The sequence below is a fragment of the Pseudomonas sp. BF-B-26 genome (assembly GCF_019956495.1).
Taxonomy (GTDB): Bacteria; Pseudomonadota; Gammaproteobacteria; order Pseudomonadales; family Pseudomonadaceae; genus Aquipseudomonas.
Genome location: NZ_JAHBDP010000099.1, coordinates 1 through 11,993, shown reverse-complemented (window position 1 = coordinate 11,993; position 11,993 = coordinate 1). Strand labels below are relative to the sequence as shown.

The window sequence follows — 11,993 nt, the reverse complement described above, 5'->3', positions numbered from 1 at the left end:
TAATGCGCAAGATGATTCTGCAATGCGGCGCCCTGGCCTTGAGTCTGCTGGCTGCCAACGTGATGGCGGTGGTCTCGCCGGAAGAAGCCAACAAGCTCGGCACCAGCCTCACGCCGCTGGGTGCCGAGAAGGCCGGCAACGCCGACGGCTCGATCCCGGCCTGGACCGGTGGCATCCCGAAAAACGCTGGCGCAGTCGACAGCAAAGGTTTCCTGGCTGACCCGTTCGCCAGCGAAAAACCACTGTTCACCATCACCGCGGCTACGGTCGACAAGTACAAGGACAAGCTCTCGGATGGCCAGGTAGCGATGTTCAAGCGCTATCCGGAAACCTACAAGATCCCGGTCTACCCGACCCACCGCACCGTGGCTCTACCCCCGGAGATTTACGAGTCGGCCAAGCGCTCCGCACTGAACGTGAACAGCATCAACGACGGTAACGGCCTGGCCAACTTCACCGGCAACCGCTACTACGCGTTCCCGATTCCGAAGACCGGCGTCGAGGTGCTGTGGAACCACATCACCCGCTATCACGGCGGCAACCTGCGACGCATCATCACTCAGGTGACCCCGCAAACGAACGGCAGCTACACGCCGATCCGCTTCGAGGAAGAGATCGCCGTACCGCAACTGATGAAGGACCTTGACCCGGAAAAAGCCGCCAACGTGCTGACCTTCTTCAAGCAATCGGTGACGGCCCCGGCACGTCTGGCGGGTAACGTGCTGCTGGTGCACGAAACCCTCGATCAGGTGAAAGAACCGCGCTTGGCGTGGATCTACAACGCCGGCCAGCGTCGTGTGCGTCGCGCACCGCAAGTGGCTTATGACGGGCCGGGTACTGCGGCTGACGGCCTGCGCACGTCCGACAACTTCGACATGTTCTCCGGCGCACCGGATCGCTACGACTGGAAACTGGTCGGCAAGAAGGAAATGTACATCCCTTACAACAGCTACAAACTCGACTCGCCGAGCCTCAAGTACGACGACATCGTCAAGGCCGGGCACATCAATCAGGACTTGACCCGTTATGAGTTGCACCGGGTCTGGGAAGTGATCGGTACGGTCAAACCGAGTGAACGGCACATCTACGCCAAACGCCACATGTACCTCGACGAAGACAGCTGGCAAGTGGCGCTGGCGGACCACTACGACGGTCGCGGTCAGCTGTGGCGAGTCGCCGAGGGTCACGCTCAGTACTACTACGATCACCAGACTCCGGCCTACACCCTCGAAGCGCTCTACGACATCATTGCCGGCCGATACATTGCCCTGGGAATGAAGAACGAAGAGAAGCACAGTTTCGAATTCGGCTTCGAAGCCAAGGCCGCCGACTACACCCCATCGGCCCTACGCGCCGAGGGCGTTCGGTAAGGGTTTTGATACATTGGCAGTACAAAAGGCGACCGGGTGGTCGCCTTTTTTATGGCTGCCAATCAGCGTGCTGAATACTTCTCAACAAGCGGGTTAGAGAGGGCTAGGGTTGCCGAACAATTATAAAAAGGCACGCCGCAATGACCGCCATGATCCCGTGTCTGGACCGTCCTGGATTTCTGCCCCGTCTGTCCACTCATCACTTGTCACGGGCTCGCTTGACCGAGCCGTTACTGGCCTCTACGGCACGGGTGAAATTACTCTGCGCGCCGGCCGGCAGTGGCAAGACTGCGCTGCTCGCCGAATGCCTGTTGCAAGCCCCGCTGCAGTGCCGCGTGTTCTGGTTGCCATTGTCTGGCGTGGTGTTGAGCGCGGTGGATTTTCGTCAGCGTCTGGCAGAGACGCTGGGGCTGGCTACGTCGAGTGAAACGGAGCTACTGGGCTATCTGGCGCGATTGCAGACGCCGACCTGGCTGTTTCTGGATGATTATTGCCGCCTGCCTGATCCGGAGCTGGACCTGTTGCTCGATCGCATGCTGGCGACCAGCAGTCCGATGCTGACCTGGTGGCTGGGTGCTCGCCGCCGGCCACCCTGCAACTGGCCAAGGTTGCTGCTCGACGATGAGTTGTACGAGTGCGAAAGCACTTCGCTGGCTTTTACGGCCAATGAAGTCGAGCAGATCGTGCAGCCCTGGGTACCGGAGCATGCCGGCAAAGTGGCCAGTCGGATCATCCTGCGCACCGGCGGCTGGTGTGCCGGTGTGCGGATTGCATTGCTGCAGAAATGCGACTGGTCGCGTCAGGACAAACCCCTGGGACGGGCGGACACCTTGCTCGATTACCTGGAGCATGAGTTGTTCAACTCGCTGACGCCTGAGTTGAGCGAAGCCTGGCGCGTGCTGGCCCACCTGCCCCGCTTCAATGCCCGGCTGTGCGATCACCTGTTCGGGGCCGGAGAGGGCGCTCAGTACTTGCGGACCTTGCAAACGCTGGGCTGTTTTATCGAACCTTGGGGGGACTCCACCGATTGGCTGCAGATATTCACCCCGTTCACCCAGTTGTTGCGCGATGAGCAATGGCCGGCGGGACGCTCCTGGCATCGGCGTGCCTGCCAATGGTTCTGTACCGAACAGGACTGGAAATCGGCCTTCGAACAGGCCTTGCTCGCCGAGGAGTACGAAGTGGCGGTCAGCCTGTTGCAGCACTTCAGTTTCGAGCATTTGTTCGAGGAGCAAACGGTGGTGCTGTTGTTGCGTTTGCATGAGCAGCAAGGTGAAGAGCTGACGCTGGGCAGCCCGCAATTGGTCGGATTGATTACCGCTGCGCTGTTGTTCGCCGGACGTTTCGAACAGGCGACCGCCTGTATCGCGCATTTGGCACATTTCACGCCTCAACCCTCGGCGGTGCTTGAGCGTCAACTGATTGCACGTTGGCAGGCCCTGCAGGGTTGGTTGCTGCATTTACAGGGACGAATGGAGGCTTCGCGCGCGCACTTTCTTGACGCGTTGAGCGTGCTCGATCCTGAATGTTGGACGGCACGCTTGATGTGTTTGTCCGGTTTGACGCAACAGGCATTGCTAAGGGGCGAACTCGACGTGGCGCAAGCCCACAACCGCGACGCGCTGTGCCTGGCGCGGGCACAAGGTTCGCTGGTGTTCGAAGGCCTGATGGAACTCGATCATGCGCAATGGCTGGAGCAGCGGGGTGCCCCGGCTCGCGCTGAAAGCCTGCTCTGCAATATCGATGAACTGCTCCGTCAGCGTTCGGATCGACCCGCACCCTTGTTGGGACGAATTGCATTGCGTCGTGGGCGGTTGGCCCTGTGTCAGGGGCTGGATGAACAGGCAGCGGATTTTTTTCACTCCGGGTTGGAGGACTGTGTTCGCAATCAAGATAAACGTGCGCTGTACGGGTTTCTCGGGCAGGCACAACTGGCCGCCAATCAGGGCGACTACGCCCAAGCCTTCGTCCGTCTGCGCGATGCCGAGCGATTGATGCAACAGCGGCAGATTCCGGACACGGTCTACCGTGGTGCTCTGCTGCAGGTCAGCAGTCAGTGCTGGTTGCAACAGGGGCGTCCCGAACTGGCCCGTGAGGCGTTGAGTCGGGTGCTCAAACATTATCGGGGGCCACAGGCCCGGCAGGCTCCCCCGGCGACACTGGAGCTGATTCCGCGGATTGAGTATTTGTTGATTCTGGCCGAGGTCAAACTGCAACGGGTGGAGAATCCTTTGGCTCGACTCGCCGCTCTACTCGAGCATACACAAGTGAACGCAATGGTCAGCCTGGAAGCCGAGCTTCTGCTGGCAATGGCCGAGGCGGCGTTCATGGTGGGCGAACTGGGGAGTGCCCGGCAGTTTTTCGAAAAGGGCGAAACGAAGGCGAGCCGTTGTAACTTGCCGCAGTTGTTGACGCAGTTATACAGACGTTGCCCCAGCCTCTTGTCGGAACTGCACGTTGTCGATAATAACGAGCCATGTTCCGACAGGGAGACTAATGAAAGCCCACTGAGTCTGAGAGAGTTGGAAGTGCTTGAGTTAATTGCGTCGGGAAGTTCTAACCGGCAAATAGCTGATAAGTTGTTCATCTCATTGCATACTGTTAAAACACATGTCCGGCGGATTCATGGAAAGTTAGGGGTTGAGCGCAGGACGCATGCCGTGGCAAGGGCAAGAATGCTGGGTTTGTGCGGTTAATGGTTATTTAATAAAATTATTAACCTGTTTTTATGTTCTGGGTAATTAATGTTTTGTAAAGGACGGCGGGTGTCTTTATTGGTTTTGATTACGTTAAGTTAATTGCACTGGTTCAGGCAACGTTCGTTGTCTGATTTTTTAAAGTGCATTAATGGAATATGCATATGAGTGTTCAGGAAGTATCGCTGACACAGGCGCATCTGGGGCCGGTGTTTGAAAGTTTTACCGCGCTGGAAGAAGCGCTGAAGAAAAGCCCGTCGTTTAAACTAATCCTGCAAGAGGTTTTGTTGAAGGAACTTCAGCAGCTGTTGCCGGAGGTCTTCATCAGCAGGACTTACATCAATGCCCGACGTTCAGGCATTGCGAATCAGGAGCCGACCGGTCTGTTCACGGACGTGTTCATGGAGTGTCTGAGCCGTGGGCGTGCTCCTGTTTATGACGTGACTCAGTACGGCGTTTATGACGTGCATAACTCCGTGGATGAATCGGACCGGGTTGACGGTCTGGATGTGGTTGCTCTAGGGGAGCTGATCGGCGATGTGCTGGGTACGCTGGAACAAAAATACACGCTAGGTCTGGAACGATACTGGACGACACCTCTGGGCAAGGACGTCAACAGTAGTAAGCTGGCCTCTCGCCGCAGTGATCTGCGGGACTTGTATGCGGCGCTTTTCTGGCAAGAGTTGAAAGCAACAGTACAAATGCAAGGGGTGAGGTCGGAAGTAGAAGAGAGCTGCGAAGTTTATATCAGGGGCAATCTCCAGACGCCGGCTTGCAGTCTTTCTGTGGAACTGGAAAACGGACGATTTGCAACGCTGGCTTGTTGTTTTGTCATGTATTCAAGTGGCCGGACCATCGATGAGCTTGTGCCTGCCAATGATGACTGGGTCATTCTTTATACCCCTGAAAACGGGCTGGAAACGTTCCAGACGTCGGCAATAATGCATCGCTCGCTTGAGCTACGCCTGAGCGACCCGAAAAGCCGAATGCAGTTGCTCAAAGGTATTTCACAGCAGCACGCTGAACAGGTAAAAAGTGTTCCCGATATCCGTTATTTCAGAATCTATGGCGAAGTTTTCCAGATCGTCATCGACAATCTGTTGAATAAACAATGGCATGAAGTTGCTCATGGAATTCGCCGTTTGCTGGAGCCGGATGCGGATCTGCCCGCCATCATTCAATCGATTGAGCAGAGTCAACGTCTGGGCGAATTGGGCGATGATGCCAAGCACCGCACCGCACGTCTGCTCGCATTGGTGACGAAGAATGCCAGGCCACAATGGCTGAAGGAAACTTCCACCACCGAACAGGAAGTTTTTGCCTCTTTGGAACAGGCGTTGCTCAGTAGCCAGGTGAAATTGCATGAGGTGATGGGGGGACTGTCCTCATTCCAGGAGTATGTGCGGCGTGTCGTCGAAGAACATATTTCCCAGGGCGATGCCAATCGCGTTGATCCGGATACCGTTTGGGTGAAGGTAACGCATCGGGTACGTATGGGCGCCAGGAACATCGAGCATGTCCAGCGTAAAAATCTGACACAGCTGTTTATGTACGGTGTGCATGATGTTGCCGGGAGATACACCATTCAGTTTGAAGAGCATCATTACAATCCACGACTGACAGTTTCCAATATCGAATTCGCCATCCGGCAGTTTGATCTTCGTTTGAAATATGCCAATGAGCGAACTTATCGCCTCAGCAATCCGCAAGTTAAAGACGCCATGCGGGAAGTATTAAGTCAACAGACTGCACTCAGTAACTACGCCGCGATACTTCAAAAACATATCAGCCCGAAAGCACAGGACATCATGCAGCGCTATCTGTTTGGCGATCCTGGAATGGAGGCGTACAGCGTTGCTTTTGTCCACTACTACCGCCCCTTCAAAAATATGATCGTTTACCGTGCCAGAGGTACAACTCCTGAACTTTCGATGCATGTGCTCTATGCGCCTGGTGCACCGACGGGCCAGCAATGGTATGAGTTTCCCGATCTGACGGCATTGAAGCGACAGTTCGGTACGTGGGGTTTCGGGCAGCGCAACAGTGACTTCCTGATCGGGCAGGCTTTCAGCACGGATCGTGCGGAGTTCGTGAAGGACTATCTCTCCTATGACGAGCCGGAGCGGGTGCTCCAGCCATGGTGGTGGGGCGGTGTCACTTTGGTGAAATGGACGAGCGGAGTGGAAGACGGACCGCTGATGGGCGCCATCCATAACATTGTCGACTGGGAAATTGCCGAAGAACAGGTGGTTACACCCAACTGGTACAGAAAGGCTGCGGCACAAGATCGCGAACTTTTCACAAGGCTGAACACAGACTTCAAAGCCATCTACCAGGTATCAAAAGAACCACTGCATATTGAAACGTTTGCTGCCTTCTCACGAAAATTGGTCATGAAGGCGCTGAACGATTATCTGCGTCTATCCGGCCCGCATCCGGAAATCGATCCAGATCGGGTGAGAGTCAAGTTGCGTGGATACGACTATATGACGCTCACCAATGTGTTCATTCAGTGGCAGATTTGGCGCGCTGATGGAACGGTGTGGTTCGGCTCCATGGATAACTCGTCGCTGGGGCGCTTGAATGAGGCCACCGTCACTGCGTTGATCGACTTATTGCCGGGAGAAAAATATGAGCAGTATCTGCAGCAGGATTTTCTGGCAACGCCTTCTTATGATCTGAAGTCGAAGCTTTACTGCAAGATCGTGCAGAACGAAATGCTCAGGGCAGCATTGACACAAAAACTTCAGGGCTCTCTTTCCGGTGAACACTTCAATTGGCTCAAGGGGCTGATCGAGGGGCTGGATCATGATCGTTCTTACAATCCGGTTCCGTTCCTGACGGGTGCCGCGCCAGGCGAAGGCGTGTATACGCTGGCGCTCGAAGGGCGACGGTTGGAGGGGGCCTATACGTTTGGGCGCAACGTGGCTGGCAGGTTGGAATACCTGATCTACATTCCGAAAGCACCGGATGGCCTGACATTCCGTCCCATTGAGTCATTGACTCAGGGCTTGAAGGGATACTCACTGGGCAATCATGTTGTCGGGCTTGTCAGGTTGGAGGACAGAGGCGTAGTGCAACGTTATGTCGACAACTGCCGCAATGCTTCAGGTGCCTTGCCGACGCCAAGGTTGCAAGACAGTTACCCTGTGACCCACTTCAGGTTCGAATACAACAGCATGGTGTCGCGGCTTATCTACGACGTCGACTATCAGACGAGCACGCATGCGGAAATCTTCTGGCGTAATGTGATGACCGGCGCAGAACTGGTGGTGGATGTCATCTCGCTGTTTGTCCCTCCAGTCGCTCTGGTGGCCAGCATCCTGCGTATCACGCGCTCGATCGTTCAAGGTGTGGTTGCCTACAGCCTGGGCGATGAAGATGCCGGAAAAGCCTACCTCGCCTCGGCCTGGAGAAGCACCATCCTCTTGTATATTGGCATCGTCTCGGGGGTTGGCACATCCACTTCGGCAGTGGGCCTTCTGACGCGGATCAAAGACATCTCTGATATTGTGTCGACCGCGAGCGGCGTTCCGGTGGGCGTCGACTATGTCACTGCGGTGACGTCCACGTACCTGCTTCAGGACAGTAAAGCCCGAATCACAGATTGATCCTGCCGGGTTAGCCATTACTCCGGCTGATACCCCATCCGCCAACTCACGGCCCGCGTCGCAGCCAACAACCGCTGCGCCGCCGGGCCGTTTTCGTCGGCGTGGAACAACGAAGCCGGACCGACGATGGTCAGCACGGCGGCGATCTGTCCGACCGCGTTGAACACCGGGGCCGACAAGGCGTCCACGCCCGGCATCAACAAACCATGCACATGATGCAGACCGCGTTCGCGGATCTGTTCGCACAACGCCTGGTAGGCCTGATCGTCCGCCAGCGTATGTGAAGCGCTGCTGTGCAGTTCCCGCTCGCGCAATTCGACGGTTTCACGCTTGGGCAGATAGGCGCCGAACACCAGCCCTGTGGACGAACTGAGCAACGGCAATACCGAACCCAATTGCGTCACCACCGTCACCGCGCGCACTGCTGGCTCGATGTGCACCACGGTCGCGCCCTGGTTGCCCCACACCGCTATAAAGCAGGTTTCGTTCAACTCATCGCGCAATTCAGCCAGGGGCAGGGCGCCGACTTTCAGCACGTCCATACTGTTGAGTGCGGCGAGACCGACGCGCAAGGCTTCGCGGCCCAGACCGTAATGGTTGGTGGCCGCATTCTGTTCAGCAAAACCGCTGGCGATCAGCGCCTGTAGATAGCGGTGAACCTTGCTCGCCGGCATCTGTACGTGTTCGGCCAGGCGCGACAGTGACGTCGATGGCGATAACTCGGCCAAGGCCTTGAGGATGTCGGTGCCGACCTCGGCCGAGCGGACTTTCTGTTTATCGTTGCTGCGCGGCGTTTCCATGGAGGCGGTCTGATCCCGGGACGAATGGGCGTCTTTATAGCTTGACGGTCAATACCAATCAAATTACGTTAAGCGTAATCGAATTACGATAAAAATAACCCGGGCGTGCCCAGACCTCTTGAATGGAGCGACAGGCCATGCCTACTCCCTGTTCAGGAGGCTCCATGAACCTCGATTCAACGGCGCCCGAGCTGGCTTATCAGTCCGGCTTCGGCAACGAATTCAGCAGCGAAGCGTTGCCTGGCGCACTGCCCGTCGGCCAGAATTCCCCGCAAAAAGCCCCTTACGGTCTCTACACCGAACTGTTCTCCGGCACCGCGTTCACCATGGCCCGCAGTGAAGCGCGGCGCACCTGGATGTACCGTATTCAGCCGTCGGCCAATCACCCGGCGTTCGTCAAACTGGATCGGCAACTGGCCGGCGGCCCGTTGGGTGAAGTGACCCCCAATCGTCTGCGTTGGAACCCGTTGGACATCCCGAGCGAGCCAACCGATTTCATCGACGGGCTGGTGAGCATGGCTGCCAACTCCGGCGCGGAAAAACCGGCCGGGATCAGCATTTATACCTACCGCGCCAACCGTTCCATGGAGCGCATGTTTTTCAACGCCGATGGCGAACTGCTGCTGGTACCGGAGCTGGGACGTCTGCGCATCACAACGGAATTGGGCGTACTGGAACTGGAGCCGCTGGAAATCGCCGTGCTGCCACGCGGCCTGAAATTTCGCGTCGAACTGCTCGATCCGCATGCCCGCGGCTACATTGCCGAGAACCACGGCGCGCCACTGCGCCTGCCAGACTTGGGGCCGATCGGCAGCAATGGCCTGGCCAATGCGCGGGACTTCCTGACCCCGGTCGCGCATTACGAAAACCTCAAGCAACCGACCACGCTGGTGCAGAAATTCCTCGGCCAGTTGTGGGGCTGTGAGCTCGATCATTCGCCGTTGAATGTGGTCGCCTGGCACGGCAACAACGTGCCGTACAAATATGACCTGCGTCGTTTCAACACCATCGGCACGGTCAGTTTCGACCACCCGGATCCGTCGATCTTCACCGTCCTGACGTCGCCGACCAGCGTCCACGGTCTGGCCAACCTCGACTTCGTGATCTTCCCGCCACGCTGGATGGTCGCCGAGAAAACCTTCCGGCCACCGTGGTTTCACCGCAACCTGATGAACGAATTCATGGGCCTGATCAAGGGCGAGTACGACGCCAAGGCCGAAGGCTTCGTGCCCGGCGGCGCGTCCTTGCACAGCTGCATGAGCGCCCACGGCCCGGATGGCGAAACCTGCACCAAGGCGATCAACGCCGAACTCGCACCAGCGAAAATCGACAACACCATGGCTTTCATGTTCGAGACCAGCCAGGTGCTGCGCCCGAGCCGCTTCGCCCTGGATTGCCCGCAACTGCAAAACAACTACGATGCCTGCTGGGCCACGCTGCCCGCCACTTTCGACCCGACCCGGAGATAACCCATGACTCAGACTTCCATCACTCGTAGCTGGGTTGCCTCCGCCAACGGCCACGCGGATTTTCCGCTGCAAAATCTGCCGTTGGGCGTGTTCAGCGTGAAGGGCGGCGCGCCGCGCAGTGGCGTGGCGATCGGCGACCATATCTTTGATCTGGGAGCGGCACTCGATGCCGGGCTGTTCGACGACGGTGCTGCGCGGACCGCCGTTGAAGCCACCCGTGGCGGCCAGTTGAATGCATTTTTCGAGCTGGGTCGCGAGGCTCGTGTCGCGCTGCGTCAACGCATGATCGAGTTGTTCAAGGAAGGCAGCACCCAGCGCGGCAAGATCGAAGCCCAAGGCGCAAAACTGCTGCCGCTTGCGGCGGAGTGCCAGATGCACCTGCCGGCGAAGATCAACGACTACACCGACTTCTACGTCGGCATCGAGCACGCGCAGAATGTCGGCAAACTGTTCCGCCCGGACAACCCGTTGCTGCCGAACTACAAGTACGTGCCGATCGGTTATCACGGCCGCGCTTCGACCATTCGCCCATCGGGCACCGAGGTTCGCCGTCCGAAAGGCCAGACGCTGCCAGCCGGCCAGACCGAGCCGACGTTTGGTCCGTGCGCACGTCTGGACTATGAGCTGGAGCTGGGCATCTGGATCGGTCAGGGCAACGACATGGGCGACTCGATCGCCATCGGTGACGCGGCCGATCACATCGCCGGTTTCTGCCTGCTCAACGACTGGTCGGCGCGGGACATCCAGGCTTGGGAATACCAGCCGCTGGGGCCGTTCCTGTCGAAGAGTTTCATCACCAGCATCTCGCCTTGGGTGGTAACTGCTGAAGCGCTGGAGCCGTTCCGTCGCGCTCAGCCGGCACGTCCGGAAGGCGATCCACAGCCACTGCCGTACCTGTTCGACAAACGCGATCAAGCCGCTGGCGCCTTCGACATCGAACTGGAAGTGCTGCTGCTCACCGAAGGCCTGCGCGAACAAAACCTGCCGGCCCATCGCCTGACCCTCAGCAATACCCAACACATGTACTGGACCGTGGCGCAAATGGTCGCGCACCACAGCGTCAACGGCTGCCAGTTGCAGGCCGGTGACCTGTTCGGTTCGGGTACGTTGTCGGGACCGGAGAACGGTCAGTTCGGCAGCCTGCTGGAAATCACCGAGGGCGGTAAAAAGCCGATCGAACTGGCGTCTGGCGAGGTGCGTAAATTCCTTGAGGACGGCGACGAAATCATCCTGCGTGCCCGTTGCAACCGCGAGGGTTTTGCCTCCATCGGTTTCGGCGAGTGCCGCGGCAAAGTGCTGCCGGCACAGTAAGAGGATCGGGTCATGGAACTCTATACCTACTACCGTTCGACTTCGTCCTTTCGGGTGCGTATTGCGTTGGCGCTCAAGGGACTGGACTACCAGGCGCTGCCGATCAACCTGATCGCGCCGCCAGGTGGCGAACATCGACAGCCGCCGTATCTCGGCATCAATCCGCAAGGCCGGGTGCCGGCCTTGCGCACCGATGAAGGCGAACTGCTGATCCAGTCGCCGGCGATCATTGAATACCTGGAGGAACGTTATCCACAGGTGCCGCTGCTCTCCAAAGACTTCGCCGCTCGCGCCCATGAGCGTGGTGTGGCGGCGGTGATTGGTTGCGATGTGCATCCACTGCATAACGTCAGCGTACTCAACAAGCTGCGGCAGTTGGGGCACGATGAACCGCAAGTGGTGGAGTGGATCGGGCACTGGATCAGCCAGGGATTGGCGACGGTGGAGCAGTTGATCGGCGATGAGGGTTATTGCTTTGGTCCGACGCCTGGGCTGGCGGATGTTTACCTGATTCCGCAGCTGTACGCGGCCGAGCGCTTCAGCATTTCACTTGAGGCGTACCCGCGGATTCGTCGAGTGGCGGCGTTGGCGGCGACGCATCCGGCATTCATCAAGGCGCATCCGGCGAATCAGCCAGATACCCCTTAACACCCTCACACCGAACCAATGTGGGAGCGGGCTTGCTCGCGAAGAGGGCGTGTCAGTCAACATGAATGTAGCTGACACACCCTCTTCG

7 protein-coding genes are annotated in these 11,993 nt (G+C 57.9%); 6 read left to right on the top strand and 1 reads right to left on the bottom strand.

Annotation, left to right across the window (positions count from 1 at the left end; all coding sequences use genetic code 11):
* Nucleotides 1-2: 2 nt before the first annotated feature.
* The 3 genes from KGB03_RS22555 (at nt 3) to KGB03_RS22545 (ending at nt 7,677) form a co-directional block, all read left to right on the top strand.
* A complete protein-coding gene (locus KGB03_RS22555; protein WP_223529058.1) occupies nt 3-1,370 on the top strand; it encodes a DUF1329 domain-containing protein in 1,368 nt (455 codons plus the stop codon).
* Between the two features lie 140 nt (nt 1,371-1,510).
* Nucleotides 1,511-4,066 carry a LuxR C-terminal-related transcriptional regulator gene (locus KGB03_RS22550; RefSeq protein ID WP_218538111.1) on the top strand — a complete coding sequence of 852 codons (2,556 nt, stop codon included), beginning with the start codon at nt 1,511-1,513 and terminating at the stop codon, nt 4,064-4,066.
* Nucleotides 4,067-4,230: 164 nt separating this feature from the next.
* The gene (locus KGB03_RS22545; RefSeq protein WP_223529054.1) at nt 4,231-7,677 is read left to right on the top strand and encodes a dermonecrotic toxin domain-containing protein; all 3,447 of its coding nucleotides are present in this window, start codon (nt 4,231-4,233) and stop codon (nt 7,675-7,677) included.
* A 17-nt stretch (nt 7,678-7,694) separates the two neighbouring features.
* Here the strand turns inward: KGB03_RS22545 and KGB03_RS22540 are convergent, their stop codons facing one another.
* Nucleotides 7,695-8,477: an IclR family transcriptional regulator gene (locus KGB03_RS22540; RefSeq protein ID WP_223529051.1), complete on the bottom strand. Its 783-nt coding sequence runs from the start codon at nt 8,475-8,477 to the stop codon at nt 7,695-7,697.
* A gap of 164 nt (nt 8,478-8,641) precedes the next feature.
* Here KGB03_RS22540 and hmgA point away from each other — a divergent pair, with 164 nt between their 5' ends.
* From hmgA to maiA, 3 genes are read left to right on the top strand one after another with little or no spacing between them, the layout of a single operon-like run.
* Nucleotides 8,642-9,946, top strand: coding sequence for a homogentisate 1,2-dioxygenase (hmgA, locus tag KGB03_RS22535; RefSeq protein ID WP_223529048.1), 1,305 nt, complete (start codon nt 8,642-8,644; stop codon nt 9,944-9,946).
* A gap of 3 nt (nt 9,947-9,949) precedes the next feature.
* The gene (gene fahA, locus KGB03_RS22530) at nt 9,950-11,257 is read left to right on the top strand and encodes a fumarylacetoacetase (protein ID WP_223529046.1); all 1,308 of its coding nucleotides are present in this window, start codon (nt 9,950-9,952) and stop codon (nt 11,255-11,257) included.
* 12 nt (nt 11,258-11,269) lie between these two features.
* Entirely contained in the window at nt 11,270-11,905 is a 636-nt protein-coding gene (maiA, locus tag KGB03_RS22525; protein ID WP_218538116.1) for a maleylacetoacetate isomerase, read from the top strand.
* Nucleotides 11,906-11,993 lie beyond the last annotated feature (88 nt).